Here is a 24,005-nt window from a genome sequence, read left to right as displayed (position 1 = left end):
GTTTACTCACCCTCTTTTTTTGGTAAGTATTTTTCTACGTATTCATCTCTAATTCTCTTAAGTTCATTTCTTGGTAGAATAGATAGAAGCTCCCATCCTAAATTTAATGTTTCCTCAATAGTTCTGTTAGTTTCAAATCCTTGGGAAACATATTTTTTTTCAAAAGCATCTGAAAATATTGCATATTTTTTATCTGCATCAGATAATGCTGATTCTCCTAAAATAACTGCAAGCTCTTTTGCTTGCTTACCTTGAGCGTATGCAGCAAATAGTTGATTCATTGTATCTGCATGGTCTTCTCTAGTTTTCCCTTTACCTATACCTTTATCTTTAAGTCTTGATAATGAAGGTAAAACATCTACCGGTGGTGCAATACCTTTCTTATAAAGTTCTCGACTTAAGATAATCTGACCTTCAGTTATATATCCTGTAAGGTCTGGAATTGGATGAGTTATGTCATCTTCTGGCATAGTAAGTATAGGGATTTGAGTTATTGAACCTTCAAGTCCTTTAATCCTACCTGCTCTTTCATATAAAGTCGAAAGATCAGTATATAGATATCCTGGATATCCACGTCTACCTGGAACTTCTTTTCTTGCAGCTGAAACTTCACGCAGGGCCTCACAGTAATTTGTAAGATCAGTCATAATTACAAGTACGTGCATTCCTTTTTCATAAGCAAGATATTCAGCTGTAGTTAGTGCCATTCTAGGCGTAGCTATTCTCTCAATAGCTGGATCATTTGCAAGATTCATAAATAATACAGTTCTGTCTATTGCACCAGTTTTTGTAAAATCATCCACGAAAAACTGTGCTTCTTGAAAAGTTATTCCTATAGCTGCAAATACAACAACAAATTTCGTATCTGAATTTAATACCTTCGCTTGCCTTGCTATTTGAGCTGCAAGTTGCGCATGTGGAAGACCAGATCCAGAAAATACTGGTAATTTTTGTCCACGAACTAAAGTATTAAGCCCATCAATAGCTGAAATACCTGTTTGGATAAACTCTGATGGATAGTCTCTTGCCACAGGGTTCAATGCTTCTCCATTTATATCTAGTCTCTTATCAGGAATAATTTTAGGTCCACCATCTTTAGGGCTACCCAGTCCGTCAAATACTCTTCCAAGCATATCTTCTGAAACACCAAGTTCTAGTGGTCTTCCTAAAAATTTAGCTTTACTACCTTTTAAGTTAATTCCTGCAGAACTTTCAAATAACTGAACCATTGCTTTATCTTCATTTATTTCAAGTACTTTACCGCTACGAATTTCACCATTCTGTAGTTCTATTTCTACAAGTTCATCGTATTTTACGCCTTGAACTTTTTCTACAACCATCAGCGGTCCTACAACTTCTGTTATAGTTTTGTATTCTTTAATCATTTACGACTCCTCCTTCCGTTATTAATTTTTCAATTTCCTTAGAGAGGACCGTAAATATATCATCAATTTTGGACATATCAGTTTCTGCAATATATTTTGCTCTTGCTATTTTATCTCGTGCAGGCATTTCTAATATTTTTTTCAAATAAACCCCTGCACTCAATGCTTTTTCACCCTGAACATTAAATTCTAAGACTAACTTTAACATCTTATATTGTTTATCAAGTGACGTAAAAGTATCAACTTCATGAAATGCATTTTGTTGCAAGTAATCTTCTCTAATTGATTTAGCAACTTCTAGTTTCAATCTATCTTTTTCAGAGAGGGCATCTACACCTACAAGTCTTACTATTTCATCAAGCTTTGCTTCATCTTGCAAAATAGCCATAGCTTTAACTCTAAGTTCAGTCCAATCGGAGGCAACATTCTCATTCATCCAATTAGCTAACTGATCTATATACAGTGAATAAGAGTCTAACCAATTTATTGAAGGAAAATGTCTTCTATAAGCAAGTTGCGCATCTAAACCCCAAAATACTTTTACTATTCTAAGTGTTGCTTGAGTAACTGGCTCTGATAAATCTCCACCTGGAGGTGATACTGCGCCAATAACTGTAATTGCGCCTATTCTTTTGTCGTCTCCAAGGCAAACTACCTTTCCAGATCTCTCATAAAAATCAGCTACACGTGAAGCTAGATATGCTGGATACCCCTCATCACCTGGCATTTCCTCAAGTCTTCCTGACATTTCCCGTAGAGCCTCTGCCCAACGGGAAGTAGAATCGGCCATTAATGCTACAGCAAATCCCATGTCTCTAAAATACTCTGCAATAGTTATACCTGTATATACAGAAGCTTCTCTAGCTGCAACTGGCATATTAGAAGTATTTGCAATGAGTACTGTTCTTTTCATTAGTGATTCACCTGTTTTGGGATCTTTAAGTTCTGGAAATTCATTCAAAACATCTGTCATTTCGTTGCCACGTTCACCGCAACCTATGTAAACAACTATTTCTGCATCTGCCCATTTTGCAAATTGATGTTGAACTACAGTTTTTCCACTACCGAAAGGACCCGGAACACATGCCGTACCACCTTTAGTTACTGGGAAGAAAGTATCTATTACTCTTTGACCTGTAACTAGTGGTTCTACTGGATTTAATTTATCAGCATAAGGCCTTCCACGTCTTACTGGCCACTTTTGCATTAACGTAATTTGCTTAATTCCGCCATCTGTTTGCACCTCTGCTACTACATCCTCTACGGTATACTCTCCTGCAGTTATAGAAGTTATAGTTCCCTCTATTCCTTTAGGCACCATTATTGTTTGAGTTATGACAGTAGTTTCCGCAACTGTTCCTATAGCTACGCCATGTGAAACAACATCTCCAACGGCCGCCGTAGGAACAAAGTCCCATTTTCTTTCTCGATCGAGTGGCGAAACATTTACACCTTTTGTTAAGTAATTACCAGCTATAGCTCTTATTTTATCGAGCGGTCTTTGAATACCATCAAACATTGATTCTATAAGTCCTGGTCCAAGCTCAACACTTAGTGGTTCACCAGTAGTAACTACTGGATCTCCCGGTCCGAGGCCTGATGTTTCTTCATATACTTGAATAGAGGCTCTATCTCCTCTCATTTCAATAATTTCGCCAATAAGACCCTTTTCTCCAACCTTAACTACGTCATATATATTAGCTTCATCCATGTCTTTTGCAACAACTAATGGACCTGAAACTTTTACAATTTTACCGATTTTCAAGTTATCTCCCTACCTTTCTATAAAATATTTACGCCCACTGCTTTTTCTACATTATCTCTAATTCTTTGCATTCCTATATTTAGTGAGCCTTGATTACTTGGTATTAATATAATGGCAGGAATCATCTGTCTGTTATATCTTGCTATAGTTTCATCTAAGTGCTGAGCTATCTGCTCAGTTACAAATATAACAGCATAATCATTTAACGCCATTTTATCTATAGCTTTTTTAGCTTCTTCTACTTCAATAACCGGATATACGTCAATTCCAAGAGCTTTGAAAGCAAGTATTGAATCTTTATCTCCAACTACTCCTACTTTATGCATAAACTTCACGCACCCTTTCTCTTATGAGAGTCGTATCAACATTATTTAATTTCCCAACCATAATTATTCTTATTATCTTTATTTCTGTTTCCTTTGCTACTATATACGCAAATATTGGCTCAGGTCCAAAAGTAACATACTTAGCAGACTTTAGATTTTTCATAATATAGTTTTCTGATAATTTTTCTAAACTAGAAAGTTTACCAGTTTTAATATATTCTTCTAATCCGATTCTTACAACTTCTCCATATTTTGATGAATAAAATTTAGTTGCCATATTTTCAATAGGCTCACTAAATGCTCTTAATAAAACATCACTTTTTATATCTCCACCACTCAGGATAACTTCACCAAAAAAACTTACATCCTTTTGTTGTTTCTTTAATCTGATTATTGATTTTATATTAGAAAAATCTATGCTTCTCTTAACATAATCGATTATAAAATCATTTTTTGTTTCTTTTGCCTTAGTTAACATATCTACATACATGTATCTATCTAACATAATATCTATTTTTTGAGGGTCATTAAGTTCTTGGTAAACTTTTTCTGTCTCAATTATAGCTTCCCTCATCTCAGGGTTTAATTCCTTGTATTCCATAGCTTTCATGTAAAACTTTAATTTTTCTATATTTACTGTACCTATTGGAATTAGCATATGAGATAAATCCTTATCTATTGCCCTCCCCTTCAACATTACCTTGATATTATGATAGTCATATTTCAAACTCATAATATCTACTATAACGGAGTCTGGAGAAACTTTATACATAAGTGAATATACTCTTTTCAACTCCTCCTTAAGTAGTATGTTGTAGTCCTCTGCTCTTTTTACATTTCCCATCAAACTTGCATATTCATTTTCCTGCAAGATTTTAAGCACGTCATCCGCCGAGGCACTATCAATCATCCTCTCAATCTTTAATTTATTAAGGAGTCTTGTTTCTAATACTCTTAGCCTAGCCACAGCTTGTGCAAAATTCATCTTATCCATATATGGCTATCCTCCTTATTTTGATCAGGAGTAGATAACAATTATCAATTGTTATCTTCCTTTTATTTGAATAATTCTTTAACTATTTCAGGTTCAATCTCATCTCTTAATGAATTAACTAAACTTTCAAAAGTATTGTTAATCTCTATACCATTTTTAAGTACTATAAATCCACTTTTTATATCCCTTGAATCAGAACTTAACTTTAATTCTCCTATTTTTCCTGAAGTTTTTAGCGTTGCATTAATTTCAGATAAATACCCATCACTTACTAGCCTCTTATATTTCCCAGGAAGTATTATTTCTTCATTCCCTTCTATTGGCATTGATAAAAGATATTTTTTCATAAGTTCCAAATATTCGTTATCATTCATTGCTAAAAGTTTTTCTAAAGCACATGCAAATACCTTATCAATCATTTTTTGCTTGGCCACTAGCTTTTCGTTTCGTGCTTTTAGCTGAGAATTTGATATAATTCTCTTTGTTACCGTAATAGCCTCAATTTTAGTTTTTTCTAGCATTTGGTGTCTTAGCACCTCTGCTTCTTTTATTTTCTTATCCACCAATAAAATCTCATTGTCCTTAGCTTCTTTTAATATAACTTCTGCTTTAATACTAGCATCTTCTACTATCTTAGCAGCTAAGTTTTCTAAATTTGACATATATTCACATCCTCTAACTGCTTAGTTTTAAAATTAGAATGTCTTTGTTATTAATATTATACAGTTTTAATAACTAAAATTATTGAAATAACGAATGCTAAAATCGCGTATGTTTCAACCATTACAGCAAATATTATAGCTTTTGCCATATGTTCTGGTTTTTTAGCTAATATTGCAATACCGGCTGCTGAAGTTTTAGCCTGAGCTATTGCTGAATATAATCCTACAAATGCTATTGGTAAACAAGACATAAATAAGTATAATCCCGTACCTAATGTCATATTCGCATTTAATTTAAGTAACACAAATATTGCTATAACGAAACCATAAAGTCCTTGCGTACCTGGTAACAATTGAAGAATAAGTACTTTACCAAATTTCTCCGGTTCTTCAGTTGTGAGTCCCGCACCCGCTTCACCAACTAAACCTACACCTTTTGCTGATCCGATTCCAGGTAAAATAACAGCCAAAGCCATCCCTAATACAGCGAATACAATTCCACCATTTGTATTTATAAATTCCATAAATGTCATTATTAATTCCTCCTTAAATTTGCTTTTCTTTAATTACAGTAATATACTGATTTGCTGATTTAAACACTTTGAAGGCTTTTCCTCCACCTTCATAAAATTTACTAAAATATTCTACATATTGAAGCCTAGCACTATGAACAAACGCTGATAATGCACTTAATAATAAATTAAACGTTTGTGCAACCACAAATATAAATATGCCTATAATAATATTAAAAGGTGATGGTATCATTTTAATAATCATATTAAAAGATACTGCTATGAATCCACCCGCAAGTCCGATTGCCATAATTCTTGAATACGAAACCAAATCCCCTATATAGCTAGATATACCATATAAACCATATATTCCTCCACCAAGCTTTGCACCAATCCCTTTATTTTCTCTTCCTTGAGTTAATACTATTGCAACCATACCTGTTATCATAACCCATTTACCTATGGTAATTACGCTCGGGCTTAAACCTAATGATGATCCACCTAATAATAAAAATGCTCCGGTTAATGCAGCATACCATGTTAGAACATCATAAACAGCATCCATTGGTTTACCATCGCGAATAAGCATATATCCTTTGATTCCAAGACCAAAATAAATTTGGAATGCACCCATTATAATGGATATCATAAGTAAAGTCATTATATCTTCTTTAGGATTTATTATAGATTTAAATTGAATTATATCTCCAAAAAAACTTCCATAAACAATTCCTGCCACTGCTGTTGGTATACTTAGAAATTGGAAGAACTTAGCGAACTTTCGCTGCCCTTCATCTAAATTGAATTTCTTTAATGCAAGTGTCGCCGCTATAAAGACTACTATCCCATATCCAAGATCAGCGAGCATCATTCCAAAGAACACCATATAAAAAGGTGTAAGTAGTGGTGTCGGGTCTATCTCTGAATATTTAGGCAGACTATACATTGATGTTATTAACTCAAAAGGTTCTGTAAGTGCATTATTCTTTAAAAGTATAGGCACCTCATCATTTTCCTTATCCGCTCCTTCAATCTCTAAATAAAAATCTTCTTTAGTTATAGTCTTTATTACATCTTCTAACTCTTTCGATAATTCACTTGGCACCCATCCCTCTATGGCAACGGTGCTTTCTGTTTTCAAGAAATTTTCACAAGCTGAAGCTTTTATATGTTTATTTGATAAATATTCATATACTATTTTAAAATCTTCTAAATACTTGCAGTCTTGCTTCATTTCCATATTTATTCTTTCTTCTTCTTTAGATATTTCTTCTAACCTTTCCTTAAACCCCTTTATCACTTGTGCTGGAATTCCATAATATTTTAAATTAATAGCATTGAAGCTATAAAGTTTAAGTATTTCTTTTGCTTTATCCTCATAATCTTTATGTATTAAAGCAATTATACTTATTTCACCTTTTGCTTCACTCATAACTTCTAAATAGGAATACGGAATTTCACTTTCAAATTTTTCTCTGAAAGTATCTTTAAAAGATTTTGGCAATGACCCCATTAGGAATATGGTCGAACTTAATGCTTTTAAATCTTCAAAAGGAGCATCTAATGATATCCAAGGAGTTAATGCTTCTATTTCAGAAGTAATTTTAGCTTTTTCATTCTTCATTTGGAGCAAAGCATCATCTTTCTCTTTTATCTTTTTATAGTTTTCACTATAGTTTGATTTTTTAGCTAAAGTTTCTAACTCATCATACCGTAATAAACTTTTACCCTTTACTAAAGATTTTATAGCACCTTCCTTTTCTGTGTGCTGTAATAATAGCTCAAGTGCAAATTTTACTTTTGCTTTCTCACCTTCTAAATAAGAAACCTTTTCACTTTCCGAATCTTTTTTAAGGGATTGTAAATGTTCCTCTTCGTTTTCTTGTAGGTTTATAAATTGAACATTTTCAAATTCATGAAGGCCATCTAGCAAAGCTTCTTTTTGTGATTCAAAGGCAAACAATGTGAATTTACTCATTTTAACTATTGCCATTATTTTTCACTATCCTTTCAACCACCATGTTAACCGCCCTATCGAATCTTTCTTTTCCTAAATTCAGTATATTCGTGACCTCTATCTTTCCTGTATCAAAAATTGGTTCAGACGTTTTTCTACCTTCTTCTTTAGCATTTTCAATAATTTTTTTAGTTTCTTCCCTAGTAGCATCCAAAACCTTTTTAAACTGACCTTCAGCGTGAGTCTCTGATTTTTTTAATGTATCCTTACTACTGGATATTGCACTACCTATAATATCTGTTGCTTGCTTTTCTGCATCCTTTATACTTTTTATTGCCTCTAATGCCAAAATATCACCACCTTTTTCTAATAACTAGCCATAATGAGTATATATAAATTATAAATAATTCATATAATAGTAAATACCTAGTATAGTATTTACATTTATTCTGTTTTATATAGTATTGAATACATCTTGATTATACTAATTTTTATTGAAAATTTCAACTTCTTTTTTTAACATTAACAATATTCGCAATATTAACTCATTTCAATGTGATGAATGTCATTTTTTTAACAATTTATCATTTTCCCCGATTTACAATTTTGCTCTGTCATATTTTAATATATGATAGAAGTTATGTCCTTTATGCTATCCTCATCATTAATATTATAAACTAAATAATGATCTTCTTTACGTACAGTATTATTACCTATATAATCTAAAATATCAATCATAAATTTTTCAATATGAATATTAGATTTATTGTTTATATCATTGTTTTGTAGCAACCTATCCTTAATTGATCTTTCTACTTTCTTATCTAAATCCCTAATTAGAAAATCTGGAAGCCACTTCTTTTTATTATATTTAAGGTAGTCATATTTAACAATTTCTTTTAAAACGAAATCTTCTTCTTTAAGTTTCTCCTGATTAAATTCAATAAATATCTTGTAATAATCTACAGAGGAAATATTTCTACTTAAATATCCCTTTTCATAAAAAAATGATCCCAGTTCGTAATAAAATTCAAATGGTGTACTAAATTTTTTCACAAAATATTTTAGAATAGTACTAAACTTTTGCGAATTGTAATATTTGTCCACAATTTTTTCTACCCTTTTTAATTTTACTAATTCCTCATAACTTATATCCCTTGTCTTTAGAATTTCATATGGTGGATAAGGTGCATAGACCATTCCCCACAAAGATGCCTCATCCCTCATATCCGAGCCTTTAAGTAATTTTAAAAATCCTAATTGTATTACTTCTGGATGAATGCTATAAACATCATTAAAAGATTTTTTAAATGATTCGTAATTTTCTCCTGGAAGGCCCGCTATTAAATCTAAATGTTGTTTAATATTTTTTATTTTTTCTAATTCCTCAACCATTTCCTTTATATCATTAAAGTTTACAAATCTATTTATATTATTAAGAATTAAGGGATTTGTTGTTTGTACACCCACTTCAAATTGAAATCTACCCTTTGGTGCCTTAGCTAAAATATCTAATTCCTGTTTGTTTAGAAGATCTGCTGAAATTTCAAAGTGGAAAGTTATTTCAGTATTCATCTTTATTAGAAATTCCCAAATTTCTACCGCAAATTTCGAATTGCAATTAAATGTTCTATCAACAAACTTTATTAATTTTACTTTCTTGTCCACGAGAAATTTCAATTCTCTTTTTACTCTTTCAGTATTTAAAAATCTAACTCCATGCGTAGTCGATGAAAGACAATATTTACAATTAAAAGGGCATCCTCTTGATGCTTCGTAATAAACTATTTTATTGGTAAGTTCTTCTTCATTGTACGGGAAAATAACCTGCTCCATATCCATTAAAGTTCTTTTACCATTATAGTCAATATTATCATTTTCCTTGTAGTATAGTCCTAGAATATCTTGAATGTTAACTCTATCCTCATCATTGATATTAAAATCATCCTTTGAGGTAATTCTCCATTTAATAAATTCTTTATACGTTACCTCTCCTTCCCCTTCTATTACATAATCCCCTACGTTTTCCTTAAGAAACTCTTTACAATTAAAGCTAACCTCCGGTCCTCCATAAAGGATTTCAATTCTACTATTTACAAGCTTTATAAGAGATGATACAGCCTTAACGTACTCAATGTTCCATATGTAGCAAGAGAATGCTACAAGGTCTGGTTTGCTACTCAAAATTTCCTCTACTATTCTTTCGATTTGATCATTAATAGAAAATTCCATAATTTCGCATTCATAGTTTAAATCTTCTGTATATGTTTTTAAATATCTTACTGCCAAATTACTGTGAATATATTTTGCATTAATACCTACTAGTGTTACTTTCATCTTTTGATTTCCCCTTCTTTTTGCATATCATATAATAAACATTATCTGAATTTTTCAAAGTTAATATTTCAAAATAAGGTTGTAAAATTTTGATTGTATTCTCTTTAGAACTATCTTTAAATATATTTAAATCTCTTAGATGTATTTGTTTTGTATTTTTATCAGGTGACACAATCTTTATTTTAGAATTAAAAATTTTAGCAAATCCTTTATCTACATCCCATATATATAGCAATCCATCTTCTTTCAAATATTTATATATATCTTGTATTAATTTACTTTTGCTTTTTGTGAATTTTATATCACTTAAAGTAAAAAATAGTACACAGAGATCATACACACCTTCTTCTATTCCTGTCTTCTCCTCTTTTCCCTCTATATAATCTACACTACTACTATCATCAATATATTGTTTGTATATATTGTATATAATTCCATGATTAGAAAAACCTATATCTAATATATTTCCTTTGAAAATTTCTTTTTCTAAATTTATAAAAACCTCCTTTTTCAATTGTTACTCCTCCTCCGTTAAATATATTTCATATATTTCCCTATTTTTACTTATTCTTCAAAAATAAAATAATTCCTCTAAAATAAAGGAATTATTTCTTAATTTCATCATAAAAATTAATCATTAAACCTGCAGTAGTCTTTTGTGCTCGCTGCACTATAAGTGTAGATATTTTCTTATACCTATCTTCCTTGTTTTTTATGTTTGCGTTAGCAATGTAAATTTCATTCGCAAATAATGCATTCTTTTTTATATAGTCTTCTATATTATCCTGTTTTATTACTTCATTAAAAATAGGAAATGAATAATCACTCATTAATCTGCTTATAATCCAAAGTTCAAAATTTCTGTGACTTTTAAGTAGCTTATTGTTCACATGTTGAGGCACCGTAGCATCTTGAATTAAATGACAGGCTGCTCCAAAATAAAACATTGCTTGCCTTGTGTCCCCTTCTTTCATAAATCTCAAAGCACATTTGTAATATTTTTCAAATTCGCTTAATGCATTTGAAAACCCATAAAGGCCAGTACCCTTAATGTGGTGATAAAAATGATTTGAGCTTTTAAAATCTTGATCTGCCCAAGTAACTCCATTGTTTAGTTCTTTTATGTGTCCTTTGTAAAAACTATAAATTTCACTATATTCCTTATTTTTTAAAATCTCTATAGCTTGAATATTTATAAATTTATGGACAATACAATGAGTTTTCATAACCCTTTTTTTAATTGGATTTATTGTTATCATTAAGCCTTTTAAAGTTTTTCCATAAGTAACTTCAATTCTTTTCTTCAACCTGTTCACCTCTCACTTTAGTATACAATAAATATGATCTGAAAACATATCTGAATATTTTTTAACAACTCACAAGAATATATATTGACTATATTCTAATTCTTTTTGCTTAAACTAACAAGTAGGCTAATTATTAAAGTTAGCACAATTGTTAATAAATAGTAACTTAATCTCTTCCCTTCTATTCCTATATCATTGTTTACATTTTTTTTGATACTAATTAAATATCCACTTTTAGAGTCCAGCACTATTAAATCATCAAAAAACTTCATACTAGATATATAGGTTTCATCTCCAAAGCTTACTTTTTCTTTAAGCGCACTACTTTTATTTAAACTATATATACTATTATCATTCTTTTCATAGAAATATATACAGTCCATGTCACCTATTATACCTTTTTTATCAATTGCTAACCCGGCTAAACTATCTGCTGCTTTATGTTGATAAATTGGTGCAGGAGGATTTGTCGTAGGGTGCTGGTCTAAAATAAATGGTATATCCCCGTTAAGTAAGCCTTTAAATTTAGGTGAACTTATTGGATCTCCTCCAGTATAATCTGGAAAACCATACCATGCATTTTTTTTAATTTTGTATATATAGTCACTATCTCCCTTTACAGGTCTTAACCCCCTATCCTCCATACCACCCACAGCAACTAATATTTTGCCCTCACTATTAAAATCTATCGCCTTCATATTTCTTATACCCCAAGCAAAGTTTCCCTCTGCTCCAGTTTTTAAATTATAAACTATTATAGATGAATTTCCAATCATATGTTCTGTTATTATTTGCCCCTTTACGTTCCTAGTTTTATATGGAACAAATGCTCCAGTCTTTTTCTTCTCAAAATTAATTCCTTTTATAGTTATACTTTTAGGCGAAACATCATGATTTTGTGGGTAATCATCTAACCATTGATTGTCCGGTCCAACTACCCCAGAATTTGTTGCGGCCCCTATTGTAATAAATAGATATTCTCCATTAATTCTAACTAAACTGTCATTATAGTCCCCATAATTAGGTATATTATTGATAATTTCTTTATTTTTCTTTGTTACTAAATTATATGAGTAGACTTTTGTTCCGGATGCATAATACAATACTTTATTATTATAATCTAAACTAGTTATGCTTAGCTTTTTATTTGTAAATATATTGTATGACCTGCCTACTTTATCTATGTACTGTACTTTGTCTTTGAAAGCTACATAGTAGTTCCCCTCACTATCTTTCGTAAAATCTACTGCCTTACTTAATCCTTTAAATAGTATCTGTGATTTTAGAACTTCATCTTTAACTGTAACCCTATATTCTTTAAACGAACCTTTCAATGAAAATAGTGCAAAAGCCATTGCAGCTAAAATAACTATAAATCCAATGGTCTTCTTCATACTTACCCCCTAAATTATAAATACTCTAATTTATATATATTTATATAAATTAGAGTATATGTGTTAATAATTTCTAGCAATTTGTATATGACTTCTTTCAACCTCCGACAAGGCAACAAATACCTCTTTAACAATCAAATTATTTATTTCTTTTGCATGTTTTTCATAAAACTTTGTAGCATGAATTTCTCTATTTTCTGCGAGTTTCATTAAGCTTGTATCATTTTTATATTTACTGTAATCTATATGCACGAGTTTTGGAAGTTCTTTGAACCCACCTAGTTTTTGATGCACAATAGCATGTATCTTTTCAATTTTTGATAGTGCTTTAAAAATTTCTTTAACATGGTCGTTACTCGCAAGCTTTGCCGCTGACATGTAAAACTCTGAATTAAATATTTCAAGTTTCATAGCATGATCTAATACTACTAAAGTATTGGGATCCAAACTTTGCGCACAAACCTTATAGGCTTGACCAACAGATTTTAAATACTTAGAAGTTACGCCACAAAACGGGCAATATTTAATATGTTCTCTTTCATTCACTTCTAATAAGCCATCATTATTTATATTGAAATTATTTATATTTATCTCCATACCACATATCAAACATTTCATATCTATCTATTTCCTCCGCACTTTTATTTGGAATAAGTAATAATTATTATTTATGATTCTCCTTAAGACACTAATAAAATTATTCTAACATAAAAAACTCCTCATCACGAGAGTTTCTACAATGTTTTTTACAAAATCATTGAGATGATTTAATTACATTTCAACACCTCAGATGATGATTTACAGAATATAATCATTAAACTTCACATACTAATTATAAATAACTGTTATCTCCCCAGGTAGAAGAACAAGGAGGCTCCTTTTATGATTAAAGATAATTTCTATAGAGACTCAATAATACTCACCGTATCAAATCTAACTGCTGGTATATTAAGATTTATGTTTTCAATTTTACTTTCAAAAAAATTAGGTGCAGAAGGTATGGGATTATATAGCCTTGTGATGCCTATTTATGATTTATTCACTTGTCTTATTTGTGGTGGAATGGTAACAGCTATTTCAAAAGAAGCTTCATCCTATTATGAATTAAAAGATTACGGTAGTTTAACCAAATCTATACATACTGCCTTAGTTTTTGATTTTGCATTTTCTATATTAATAGCAGTTTTAGTATTTATTTTTTCACCTTTTATTAGTACATATATAATAAAAGACCAAAGAACATTATACTCCCTTTGGGTTATTTGCCCGGCTTTAATCTTTGTTGCTCTTTCATCTATATATAAGGGTTATTTCTACGGTATTTCCAATGTTAAAGTGCCTGCAATCATAGATATTGTTGAAAAGACTGTAAGAATGGGCATAATACTTGGAATAATAAATTTTTTCGCATTAAAAAATGTAACTACTACTGTAACTGCTACATATATCGCCTTATCCATTGGGGAACTTATAAGTTTTATTCTACTATTTATCTTCTATGAAAAAAGTAAAAACAAATTTAAGAATTACAAGAAAAAAACTGAAGGAAGAGCCCAACTTTTATTTAATGTTCTTGTTGTCTCATTTCCATTATGTTTAAATGGCTTTTTAAACACTGTAATTTCGGCACTATCAACATTGATTGTCCCTGGGCGACTAGTTTCTGCAGGCATAGAGTATACGCAGAGTTTATCCTTAATAGGTAAATTTTCAGGTATGGCTATGAGCATTGTGTTCTTTCCTTTTATTATTGTAATATCCATGTCAACCATCTTAACTCCAGATATTTCCAAAAGCATTAGTAAAAATGATTATAACGGTTTGGAGCGTAGAGTCCGCGAAGTTATAAAAGTTTCGTTTTTACTAGGAATTTCAACTATGATAATATGCTTATGTGCTGGAGACTCCCTGGGAAAATTATTTTTCGACAGATATGACTTAGGTGTTTACATACGACTTGCTTCTTTAAGTGCACCATTCATGTATATGTCTGGTTCAACCTTTGGAATTTTAAACGGACTTGGCAAACAAAAATCTCTTTTAATAAATTCCATAGTAACCTCTATTCTTGAACTTGTTTTACTATATGTATTATTAGGTATTCCAAAATTAAACATTTTAGGCTACGGCATAGCTATCATTATAACCTCTATTGTAACCTTTATATTAAACATTATTGCAATTAAAAAAAGCTGCTATATACAGTTTTCAGCGGGTGAAATTATAATTGATGTCTGTCTTAGCACATTCTTATACTTTGTATTAAAAATATTAAATACTGCGTTGCCGAATTCTATCTTTATTACTAAAAACATAATAATTATTGCTACTGGCTTCTCCCTATTATTATTTTCTATACTGCTTACAAAAAAAACTAAACAAGGCTAAAACTTAACACCTTCGATATTGTTCAACAGCCTTATCCTTGTTTACTTAAATTTTTATCTAATTCTATGTAAAATAGACTTAGGTATAAGTTTCTTAATCTTCCTTGGAAATACAGCTAAATCATCTTTAGTTATTCCACCTATAATCACTAATGCGAAGAAATAAGTTAATATAGCTAAGCATATAGTCAATAATATAGAAATAGCATTAGCAAAATATCCTTGTTTAATATAACTGAATATAAAATTAAAGTTACTGTACATGAACATTGCAACTACAGCCATAACCCCTGAGGCTATTATGGGTTTTATTGCATGACTAGATAGTTTAATTCTAATCCCTAGTGCTTTGTTCATAGTAATATAGTTCAATATCATAAGTATTGCAAAGCTTACTCCATTGGCCATAACAGCACCTAATATATTAAAGCTTGGAATTGCTACAAAAATATAATTAACAATTATTTTTCCTATTAAACCAAAAACCGCATAAATAGTAACTAAATAAAGTTTCCCAAGCCCTTGAAGAATTGAAGTTTGAATACTAACTACAGCCATAAGTACTATTACCACTGATCCATATATAAGTAATCTTGAAACCTCTGAATCATATTGGATAAAATATATTATGGGTTTGGCTAAAACTCCAAGTCCAACTGCAGAAGGTACTGCCACTAAAAAGCATAACCTAAAAGCATAATTCACTTTATCTCTTACAGCTTTTTTATCCTTAAGTGCCATTAAGCTAGAAATAGATGGCAGAATAGTTATAGCTAATGATGAAATAATAGCTATCGGCACATTTATTAATGTTGTATATTGAAATAATACACCCCATAAAATAGTAACTTGTTTTTCAATAATCCCAGAAGCTAACATTCTTGATTGAACGAGTCCTAAATCAATTAATGAACCTGCTTGTTGTATTCCTAAACATATTGTCATTGGCACTGCAACACCTAATAGCTTTTTTATTATTTTTTTAGTAGTAAATCTTTTTATGTCTAATTTGTTATATCCTTTTGGAACTATAAAAACTTTATTTTTTTTATAGCACTTAATCATATATATCGTGGCAACTAGTGCTCCTACAGACGTTCCTATTGTTCCACCTGCCGCACCTGCTGCTACTCCATATTTTATAAAATATGCTGCAAAAACTAAGCTAAATATAGTATTTGCAATTTGTTCTAATACCTGTGATACAGCCGTAGGTGTCATATTTCCTCTTCCTTGAAAATAACCTCTATAAGCTGATAACACAGAAGATAATAGAATCGTTGGAGCAAGAGCCATAATTGCTAATCTTGCAGTATCACTATTTGTTCTATTAGCTATAGGTACTGCAAAAATAAGCATTAAAAGTGACATAATCAGCCCTAATATCAAAAGCGAAAATCTAGCTATTTTAAAAGTCTTTACGGCATCCTTATAATTTCCTACTGCTATAAGCTCCGATACCATCTTAGAAATAGCCACAGGAAGTCCTGCATTTGTCAAGATATACATGTATACAAATATAGGATATGCAGAAGCATATACACCATACCCTTCCGCTCCTAATATCTTCCTTAAAAAAGGTACATAGAGCAAAGATAAGAACTTAACCATAAAACTTGCTGCAGATAATATGGCAAAGCCTTTTGTTGTAGATTGTTCTTTAAAATTTGATTGTTCACTCATTAAATCATCTCCTGGGTCGTTAAATCATCACCTGCGGTGCTGCAACATCTTCACAGAAGATGCATTGACGTCTTCAGAAGGAGATTTATACTCCCCCTGAAGTTTTCTATTTGTTAGTGTATGTAACTCCCACTTATAGAGGTGGGAGACCTTCCTTCTGAAATGTCGTTAAACTCACCCTCTAAAATTTAAATACATCCTTTTTAATCTTTTTTAATATTGGTGGTAAACTCTCTGCAATAGTTTTATTCTCCATATAAGATAACTCATCCGGGCAATTCTTAAACGTCGCCTTATACGCATATAGATATTGATAATCTAAACCATATTTGTTGTTGAAGAAACTATTCATTTTTTTATCTCCATATTTTGAATCACCAACAATAGAATTACCCAAATGGCTTAAATGAGCTCTAAGCTGATGGCTTCTTCCTGTTAAAAGGTTAATATCTATTAAAGAAAATGTACCACAACTTTGCAACGTTTTAACTTCCATTGCTATTTTTTTTGTATCTGGCATCTCGGTGTCAAATACCTGTGATATATTTGCATCCTCATTTTTATATATATATCCCTCGTAAACCCCATCTTTAATTCTGTTTCTTACTAAAGCCATATAATATTTTTCAACATTTCTTTCTCTTACCATTTCATTTAAAAGTTTAAGAGATTTAAAATTCTTACCAAACATGACTATACCTGAAGTATTTCTATCTAATCTATTACAAGGCGCTGGTTTAAATGTTATTTCATTTTCTGGCTGATAATCTCCCTTATCATACAAATAAGAAAGCACATAATCTATTAAAGTTGCTTCGCCATCTTTTTTATCAGAATGAACTAAAACTCCCGGCCATTTTTCAACCATTAATATATTAGCATCCTCAAAGGTAATTTTTAAATTGTTTTCAATTCTTTTAAACTCTTCTTTTTTAAACTCACTGGTAATATATTTTGTTTCAACAATATCACCTTGTACTAAAGAATGTTTTTCCTTGATTTTGTTACCATTAACCCTAATATCACCTTTTCTAAAAGCTTTATATATTTTGCTTAACGGCACATCACCAAGTACTTTCCTCATGAATTTATCCGTTCTTTGTCCCGCTTCATTCGCTCCAATTTCTATCCTCATATAATCCTCCTATTTCTTTTATCTCTTGTTATCTATTGACGAATTCTATATATAATCTAATTTATTTTATAATAAATCATCCTTTTATTTTGTAATAAATTATAATACATTTTAAAAAATCACATCAGACATCAATTATATACTAATATGTGTTATGAATTCAATAAAAATTCATAAGCTAATGTACATTGCATAGCTACACCTATTGATATACAGCTCTCATCTATATCAAATAAACTTCCATGAGCCGGGTTTACTATACCTTTTTCTTTGTTACCACTTCCTAAAAAGTAAAATAGTGCTGGTCTTTCCATAGAGAAATAAGCAAAACTTTCCACACCCATAGTAGGCTGGTCTAATTTGTAAACATTACTTTCGGAAATAACTTGACTTGCTTTACTTTCAAACATCTCTGCAAGCTTATCATTATTATAAAGACAAGGATAGCTTTCCTCAATACTAATTTCACATTTCCCTCTCATAGCGGTAACGATGCCTTCCACTACCTGAATTAATCTGATCTTTATGTATTCTCTATGTTCACTCTTCATAGTTCTAATAATTCCCGATATTGTAACCGCTTCCGGTATAATATTTTGAGCTGTACCTCCATGAATTGATCCTATAGTAATTACTGCAGGATCTGTAGGTGGAATTTCGCGACTTACAATGTTTTGAAGTGAAATAATAACATTGCTAGCTATTACAATGGGATCAATAGTCATATGTGGGCTTGCACCATGTCCTCCTTTACCTATTATTTTTATAGTAAATGGATTTGATGCTGCATAAGCTACTCCTCTTTTTAAACCAACGGTTCCAGCCTCTAAAAATTCTTCTACATGAAGCCCAATAATAGCATCCACATTAGGGTTTTCTAGTACGCCTTCTTTAATCATTAAAGGCGAGCCACCAGTCGTTTCTTCTGCTGGCTCAAATAGAAATTTAACATTTCCCGGAATTTTTTCTTTCATGCTATTTAATATCTTAGCTGCACCTAAAAGTATAGTGGTATGAGCATCATGTCCACAAGCATGCATTTTACCATTAATTTTAGAGGAGTAATCACATATTTTCTTATCTTGCAATGGAAGTGCATCCATATCTGCTCTTAAAGCAATAGTTTTTTCACCTTTGCCTCTAATAATAGCACAGATTCCCGTTTGTGCTACCTCATAAAACTCAATACCTTCCTTTGTTAAAAAATCTTTTACCTTTTGTGAAGTTTTAAATAAATCAAACCCCAATTCAGGATTTTCATGAATGTCTCGCCTTATATCTATTAATTCACTTTCAATATTTTTTGCCATATCTAAAAAATTCACTATGCACACCTCTTTATGCTATTTTTCCCAATATATTTCAATTACATCCCCATTATTTAGAACCTGGTTATAACTTGCTTTGCTACCATTGAGCATTAATATTAGGTTACCTTTTGAAATAGACAAATCAAATTCTACATAATTAAATATATCCACAAATATGTATTTATCTTTACTTTTAAGGGTTATAATTTTTTTATTAACTTCAACCTTAACCTCACTCTTATCTTCTATATTAACTTCTAATACTTCTATGTCTAATTTTTTATCTTTAACATATTCTTCATTTACATGCTTCTTATATATTCTGTCCCCTTCTTTTATAACATAATCTTCCAAAAGTTCTTCATTATCAATTATAAAAGTTGAGCCTTGCGATTTATCACAAAAAAATTTTGCATATTCGCTAATTGTAGTAGGCAATTCTATTATAACATCGTCATTTTCTTTTATTACATCATTTATTAGAGATCGCTCGCCATTAATGAATGGTACCGGCTCAATGTTTTGTATCACATCTTCAAAATAAAAACTTATAGCTTGAATATTCTTAACATAATCCATAATTTTAGGCTCAGCATTTTTTCCGTCCTTGCAGAAAGAGACTTCAATAACGTCGCCTTCAACTACCTCAGAATCAATATTGCTAATTATGTTATTAATCTTAATTTCTGCCCCCTTGGCTAATCTTCCAAAGGCAACTCTTTTTATTCCATCAACACTAAACCTGATATTACGTCCGTTCTTACCAATCAATATTTTGGGATTTATACCTTCTTGCACCATTACATCCATAACTGTATGTTTATGTGCATTAAATAAACTTATAATTTTATCATTTATGGTGACGTCAACAAAATCATTTCCCAATCTCTTTATTGATATTAATGCAATACCCAAAACTGTAACTCCAGCGCTTCCAAGCCCTGCATCACATGTGCATTCAACTATTGATTCTCTACCTTTAATTGCAACTCGATTAATTGGCAAGTTTAAAATTTTAGCAATATTTTCTTTAACAAATGGTGTATGTGCTCCCCCTCCTACTAAAAATACCGCATTAGGTGCTTTCCCTCCATTTAATTCAATTATCCTACTTCCAATTTGTTCTGAAATCTTCAAAACTACAGGGTTAATTATTTTTAATACTTCATCTGGCTCTATTTCATTTGCAAATCCTAAAACATCTATGTACTCAATTTTGTCTTTTTCACTGCATTCCTTTTTAATTTTTTCAGCAGTATTAAAATCGACTAAGTATGCTTGTGCTATTATTTCAGTTACCTCATCCCCTGCAACGGGTACCATACCATATGCACTTATACTGTCCTTACTACTAATAGCAATATCAGAAGTACCTGCACCAATATCCACTAAAGCTAAATTTAGAAGTCGCATGTTTCGTGGTACTGCAGCTTCCATTGCTGCTATTGGCTCTAGTGTTAAACTTACAACTTCAAGTCCAGCCTTACTCATAACAGCATAAAGGCTATCAATTACTGAGTGTGGTAGGAATGTAGCAATTATCTCCACTGCAATTTTTTCTCCTTTGTGGGAGTTCAAATTTGTTATTACATACCCATTTAAGTAGTAATTTTTCACACTATATCCTACACAATAAAGCTTTCCTCTCGAGGAACCCGTGACTTCATCCTCTGCCATTTTAACTGCAGTAAGCTCTAAGCTTCTAATGGATTCCCTATCAATTTCTTTATCGCCCTCAACTTCTATTTCAGACTTAATTTCAGTTGTCCTTAAAAATCTTCCAGCCGCCGCAATTGCCACTTTAGTTAAAGAAATATTTAAGCTATGTTCTAATTCTTTTTTTACTTTTTTCACTCCACTAGTGACCAATTGAATATCATGAATTTGACCATCAATCATAGCTCTTTCTTCATGTTCTATATAACTTTCGGCAATAACTTGGAATTTCTTCTCATATATTACTCCAACTGTCCCTATGATGGATCTTGTTCCTATATCTAAAGCAAATATTAGTTCCTCTAAATGTACATTTGTGATTTCCATTTCTATACCTCTTCCTCACAAAATTATTTAAGTGTTATTCACATCACTGTAACTTAAATTATTAAGCTCATATTCATAGAATATGAGCTTAATAAAATTATATAACATTATATTGTAACATTCAATAAAACTACTGCATTAACTTAATTACACCAGAACTTTCTGATACATAAGGTAATTTTTTTATAATAGTATAAATATATTTTGGTTTTGATTTATCATCTTTTAAAGCCTGTTCCAATGATAATTCATTATAGTACAATAGTTTGCACCAAAAATCCACGAAGTCATCTCTTGTAATAAAAATTATATTACCTCTCTCTTTAACTGTAAATCCACAGTTGAATTTCTCCAGAATTTCTATATCTGAGTGCTTTTCATTTGACAAAATTAATCCTACATCATCCCACATTTGCTTAAAGGCAACCATTAAATCCCCTCCTTAATACACAATTCATTTTTCAGTATACCATATTTACATACTTTGTCAATTGTTGTTATGTATTGCATTACATTTGCTATACTTTTGAAATTAAAGAGTTATTATACAATATACTCGTATCAAATTTTCTTATAACTCCTCCCTCAAACTTAATCTCTAGCTCTTTACTAGTAATTGCAATTACGACTCCACTGCCAAAACTCTTATGTATCACAATATCTCCTTCTTTAAAAGGTAACTCTGTGCAGCTTACTCCTATGATATTGCATTCTTTAATAAATCGTGAGGTTTCTTTCGCTTTCCCTTTTACACTTTTGCAAATGCATAACCAAATATTGTCTATGGCTCTTGTAATTCCTACATAGAATAGTCTTCTCTCTTCTTCTAGGTTATTATCTATACTATTTACATGAGGGATATTCTCCTCATTACAATTAATTAAATATACATTTTCGAACTCCATACCCTTCACTCCGTGAATTGTACTAAGTATTACTGCATCCTCATCTATATTTTTCTTATGCTTACTAATTTCCTCTTTAACCTGTTCCACATGAGCTAAAAAAGTTATTATAGAGTTATATCCTTCTGCTGATTGTCTAAATTCGTCAATAACATCCTCCATCTCACCTAAATCTATCTTAAATTTAGTGCAATACCCTTTAATATAATCATGATATCCTATACTTAACACTAAATTATCTATAGCACTTTCTAATGAGATTTTGTTTAAAAAATGTATATCCTTTTTTAACTTATCCAACATCTTCATTTGAAACACCGGAATATCTTCAATATCTTTTAGCATTTCAAAACAGTCTTCTTTTACGGAATTTCTTTTTAATTTATCTAAATTTAGTTTACTTATATATCTAAAGGGCTTATTAATTATTCTGACAAAACTCTCTCTATCACTTTTATCAATACTTAATTTAAAATATGCAATTATATCTTTACAAATGAAATGTTGAAAGAAGTCATATTCCTTGTCTAAAAGTTTAAAAGGTATTCTTTTTTTAATAAAAACATCTATTAAACTTCTGCATTCTACGTTTGTTCTGTACAATATGGCATTATCTCTATAATCTTTTTCATTATTTTCCTTATATTTTTGAATGATACAGCTAATTTCCTCTGCCTGTGAGTTTTCATTTACATTGTTAAGTACTGCAACGATGCCATCATGCTGCTTAAATGCTATTATATCTTTTTCATTTCTCAAGTCGTTATTTTTTATAATATTCATGGATATTTCTACTATATTCTTTGGGCATCTATAGTTAGTGGACAAGGGCAATTTCCCTCCCCCTACAAAATGCTCTAAAAACTTAACCATGCACTCAGGATTCGACCCTCTAAACCCATAAATACATTGGTCCTCATCTCCTACTGCAAAAATAGAATTTTCTTCATTTAAAAGTTTTAGTATCTCAACTTGCATAGAATCACAATCTTGAAATTCATCCACTAAAATATGCTTAAATAAGGTTCTATACCCCTTAAGTATTGTGTAATTTTTTATAAACAGATCTCTGCAACCTATTTGAAGATCATCAAAATCAAATAAGTTATTTTCTTTTCTATACTGCTCATAAATATTATAGGCTGCTATAAATATTCCTTTATCAATACTTGGAGAGAAATTTTCCATTACTTTTCCACTTGTTTTGAATACAGAAATATTATTTATAACTTCCTTTACTTTTTCATCACCTACCTCATCCAAATATGACATAAGTACATTTTTTATGAGTTTATATACATCTAGTGTATTAATTATGTTTATCTGTCCGTAATAGTTTTTAAGAATCTTATAAAACAAACCATGGAAAGTTCCAAAAAACGGAACACTCTCCTTTCCGTTAATATCAACATATCTACTTTTCATATTAATAGCCGCAGCCCTTGTAAAAGTAATTACAATAATATTTTTAGGCTTAACATTTTGCTCATTTATTAAATGAACAATCCTATTAACAATAACTACTGTTTTACCAGTTGTATCATTATTTAAATATCCCCTCATAAATTGCAAATCCTCTGATTGCAAGCCACTTGGAACCTTGTTAGTTTTATATACCAAGCCGAATGTAGATAAATAATCAATTCTATTAATTAAAACTGTCGTTTTTCCTGCTCCTGGGCATGCAACAACAAGACAACTATTGCTTCCATATAACACCGCTTTTCTTTGCATAGGGTCAAGATGTTGATATCGTTTTTCAATAAATTTATCTCTTAAATAACAAAATTCACTTTGCAATGTTTCTTCAATCATAATATAACCACCTAAATTTAACTTACAACTATATGCAAAGTAATCACTTTACAAATTAGTCTTTGTTTTCTTTAATATATATAGTTTA

20 protein-coding genes are annotated in these 24,005 nt (G+C 30.8%); 1 reads left to right on the top strand and 19 read right to left on the bottom strand.

The window, feature by feature from the left end; all coding sequences use genetic code 11:
* Nucleotides 1-2 precede the first annotated feature (2 nt).
* From ACWJJ7_RS17470 to ACWJJ7_RS17410, 13 genes are all read right to left on the bottom strand, one after another.
* A complete protein-coding gene (locus ACWJJ7_RS17470; RefSeq protein WP_462963220.1) occupies nt 3-1,385 on the bottom strand; it encodes a V-type ATP synthase subunit B in 1,383 nt (460 codons plus the stop codon).
* Nucleotides 1,378-3,150, bottom strand: a complete 1,773-nt coding sequence (locus ACWJJ7_RS17465; RefSeq protein ID WP_462963219.1) for a V-type ATP synthase subunit A — start codon at nt 3,148-3,150, stop codon at nt 1,378-1,380. Before ACWJJ7_RS17465 ends, ACWJJ7_RS17470 begins: the two co-directional genes overlap by 8 nt.
* 17 nt (nt 3,151-3,167) lie before the next feature.
* The gene (locus tag ACWJJ7_RS17460; protein ID WP_462963218.1) at nt 3,168-3,476 is read right to left on the bottom strand and encodes a V-type ATP synthase subunit F; all 309 of its coding nucleotides are present in this window, start codon (nt 3,474-3,476) and stop codon (nt 3,168-3,170) included.
* Nucleotides 3,469-4,470, bottom strand: coding sequence for a V-type ATP synthase subunit C (locus ACWJJ7_RS17455; protein ID WP_462963217.1), 1,002 nt, complete (start codon nt 4,468-4,470; stop codon nt 3,469-3,471). Before ACWJJ7_RS17455 ends, ACWJJ7_RS17460 begins: the two co-directional genes overlap by 8 nt.
* 62 nt (nt 4,471-4,532) lie before the next feature.
* Nucleotides 4,533-5,132 (bottom strand): V-type ATP synthase subunit E, encoded by a 600-nt coding sequence (locus tag ACWJJ7_RS17450; RefSeq protein ID WP_462963216.1) that lies wholly within the window; start codon nt 5,130-5,132, stop codon nt 4,533-4,535.
* A 56-nt stretch (nt 5,133-5,188) separates the two neighbouring features.
* Nucleotides 5,189-5,665: a V-type ATP synthase subunit K gene (locus ACWJJ7_RS17445; protein WP_462963215.1), complete on the bottom strand. Its 477-nt coding sequence runs from the start codon at nt 5,663-5,665 to the stop codon at nt 5,189-5,191.
* Nucleotides 5,666-5,678: 13 nt separating this feature from the next.
* Nucleotides 5,679-7,637, bottom strand: coding sequence for a V-type ATP synthase subunit I (locus ACWJJ7_RS17440; RefSeq protein WP_462963214.1), 1,959 nt, complete (start codon nt 7,635-7,637; stop codon nt 5,679-5,681).
* Entirely contained in the window at nt 7,624-7,950 is a 327-nt protein-coding gene (locus ACWJJ7_RS17435; protein ID WP_462963213.1) for an ATPase, read from the bottom strand. Before ACWJJ7_RS17435 ends, ACWJJ7_RS17440 begins: the two co-directional genes overlap by 14 nt.
* A 272-nt stretch (nt 7,951-8,222) precedes the next feature.
* The gene (locus tag ACWJJ7_RS17430; RefSeq protein ID WP_462963212.1) at nt 8,223-9,938 is read right to left on the bottom strand and encodes a B12-binding domain-containing radical SAM protein; all 1,716 of its coding nucleotides are present in this window, start codon (nt 9,936-9,938) and stop codon (nt 8,223-8,225) included.
* Nucleotides 9,913-10,452, bottom strand: a complete 540-nt coding sequence (locus ACWJJ7_RS17425) for a class I SAM-dependent methyltransferase (RefSeq protein WP_462963211.1) — start codon at nt 10,450-10,452, stop codon at nt 9,913-9,915. The genes ACWJJ7_RS17430 and ACWJJ7_RS17425 overlap by 26 nt, the downstream gene beginning before the upstream one ends.
* 91 nt (nt 10,453-10,543) lie before the next feature.
* Nucleotides 10,544-11,245: a zinc dependent phospholipase C family protein gene (locus ACWJJ7_RS17420; RefSeq protein WP_462963210.1), complete on the bottom strand. Its 702-nt coding sequence runs from the start codon at nt 11,243-11,245 to the stop codon at nt 10,544-10,546.
* Between the two features lie 95 nt (nt 11,246-11,340).
* A complete protein-coding gene (locus tag ACWJJ7_RS17415; protein ID WP_462963209.1) occupies nt 11,341-12,639 on the bottom strand; it encodes a hypothetical protein in 1,299 nt (432 codons plus the stop codon).
* Nucleotides 12,640-12,702: 63 nt separating this feature from the next.
* Nucleotides 12,703-13,257, bottom strand: a complete 555-nt coding sequence (locus ACWJJ7_RS17410; protein ID WP_462963208.1) for a ferritin-like domain-containing protein — start codon at nt 13,255-13,257, stop codon at nt 12,703-12,705.
* Nucleotides 13,258-13,521: 264 nt separating this feature from the next.
* On the opposite strand from ACWJJ7_RS17410, the gene spoVB reads away from it, so the two are divergent.
* Complete coding sequence (spoVB, locus tag ACWJJ7_RS17405) at nt 13,522-15,027, top strand: stage V sporulation protein B (RefSeq protein ID WP_462963207.1); 1,506 nt, start codon at nt 13,522-13,524, stop codon at nt 15,025-15,027.
* Nucleotides 15,028-15,080: 53 nt separating this feature from the next.
* Here spoVB and ACWJJ7_RS17400 read toward each other — a convergent pair whose 3' ends face one another.
* The 6 genes from ACWJJ7_RS17400 to ACWJJ7_RS17375 all read right to left on the bottom strand — a co-directional run bounded on the left by ACWJJ7_RS17400 (nt 15,081) and on the right by ACWJJ7_RS17375 (nt 23,917).
* Entirely contained in the window at nt 15,081-16,709 is a 1,629-nt protein-coding gene (locus ACWJJ7_RS17400) for a putative polysaccharide biosynthesis protein (protein WP_462963206.1), read from the bottom strand.
* Between the two features lie 181 nt (nt 16,710-16,890).
* On the bottom strand, nt 16,891-17,844 hold the full coding sequence (locus ACWJJ7_RS17395; RefSeq protein WP_462963205.1) for an RluA family pseudouridine synthase: 954 nt from the start codon (nt 17,842-17,844) through the stop codon (nt 16,891-16,893).
* Between the two features lie 152 nt (nt 17,845-17,996).
* Nucleotides 17,997-19,154 carry a M20 metallopeptidase family protein gene (locus ACWJJ7_RS17390; protein ID WP_462965035.1) on the bottom strand — a complete coding sequence of 386 codons (1,158 nt, stop codon included), beginning with the start codon at nt 19,152-19,154 and terminating at the stop codon, nt 17,997-17,999.
* Nucleotides 19,155-19,187: 33 nt separating this feature from the next.
* A complete protein-coding gene (locus ACWJJ7_RS17385; RefSeq protein WP_462963204.1) occupies nt 19,188-21,197 on the bottom strand; it encodes a cell division protein FtsA in 2,010 nt (669 codons plus the stop codon).
* A gap of 130 nt (nt 21,198-21,327) precedes the next feature.
* Nucleotides 21,328-21,627, bottom strand: a complete 300-nt coding sequence (locus ACWJJ7_RS17380; protein ID WP_462963203.1) for a hypothetical protein — start codon at nt 21,625-21,627, stop codon at nt 21,328-21,330.
* An 88-nt stretch (nt 21,628-21,715) separates the two neighbouring features.
* The gene (locus ACWJJ7_RS17375; RefSeq protein ID WP_462963202.1) at nt 21,716-23,917 is read right to left on the bottom strand and encodes an ATP-dependent helicase; all 2,202 of its coding nucleotides are present in this window, start codon (nt 23,915-23,917) and stop codon (nt 21,716-21,718) included.
* Nucleotides 23,918-24,005 lie beyond the last annotated feature (88 nt).

Source organism: Clostridium sp. CM042 (assembly GCF_055080995.1).
This window is presented reverse-complemented; position numbering and strand designations above follow the sequence as displayed.

Excerpts from the sequence above, each read along its gene's own strand:
- ACWJJ7_RS17470 (WP_462963220.1), bottom strand. The coding sequence starts at position 1,385 with ATGATTAAAGAATACAAAACTATAACAGAAGTTGTAGGACCGCTGATG.
- ACWJJ7_RS17460 (WP_462963218.1), bottom strand. The coding sequence starts at position 3,476 with ATGCATAAAGTAGGAGTAGTTGGAGATAAAGATTCAATACTTGCTTTC.
- ACWJJ7_RS17455 (WP_462963217.1), bottom strand. The coding sequence starts at position 4,470 with ATGGATAAGATGAATTTTGCACAAGCTGTGGCTAGGCTAAGAGTATTA.
- ACWJJ7_RS17450 (WP_462963216.1), bottom strand. The coding sequence starts at position 5,132 with ATGTCAAATTTAGAAAACTTAGCTGCTAAGATAGTAGAAGATGCTAGT.
- ACWJJ7_RS17445 (WP_462963215.1), bottom strand. The coding sequence starts at position 5,665 with ATGACATTTATGGAATTTATAAATACAAATGGTGGAATTGTATTCGCT.
- ACWJJ7_RS17440 (WP_462963214.1), bottom strand. The coding sequence starts at position 7,637 with ATGGCAATAGTTAAAATGAGTAAATTCACATTGTTTGCCTTTGAATCA.
- ACWJJ7_RS17430 (WP_462963212.1), bottom strand. The coding sequence starts at position 9,938 with ATGAAAGTAACACTAGTAGGTATTAATGCAAAATATATTCACAGTAAT.
- ACWJJ7_RS17415 (WP_462963209.1), bottom strand. The coding sequence starts at position 12,639 with ATGAAGAAGACCATTGGATTTATAGTTATTTTAGCTGCAATGGCTTTT.
- ACWJJ7_RS17410 (WP_462963208.1), bottom strand. The coding sequence starts at position 13,257 with ATGAAATGTTTGATATGTGGTATGGAGATAAATATAAATAATTTCAAT.
- spoVB (WP_462963207.1), top strand. The coding sequence starts at position 13,522 with ATGATTAAAGATAATTTCTATAGAGACTCAATAATACTCACCGTATCA.
- ACWJJ7_RS17400 (WP_462963206.1), bottom strand. The coding sequence starts at position 16,709 with ATGAGTGAACAATCAAATTTTAAAGAACAATCTACAACAAAAGGCTTT.
- ACWJJ7_RS17395 (WP_462963205.1), bottom strand. The coding sequence starts at position 17,844 with ATGAGGATAGAAATTGGAGCGAATGAAGCGGGACAAAGAACGGATAAA.
- ACWJJ7_RS17390 (WP_462965035.1), bottom strand. The coding sequence starts at position 19,154 with ATGGCAAAAAATATTGAAAGTGAATTAATAGATATAAGGCGAGACATT.
- ACWJJ7_RS17385 (WP_462963204.1), bottom strand. The coding sequence starts at position 21,197 with ATGGAAATCACAAATGTACATTTAGAGGAACTAATATTTGCTTTAGAT.
- ACWJJ7_RS17380 (WP_462963203.1), bottom strand. The coding sequence starts at position 21,627 with ATGGTTGCCTTTAAGCAAATGTGGGATGATGTAGGATTAATTTTGTCA.
- ACWJJ7_RS17375 (WP_462963202.1), bottom strand. The coding sequence starts at position 23,917 with ATGATTGAAGAAACATTGCAAAGTGAATTTTGTTATTTAAGAGATAAA.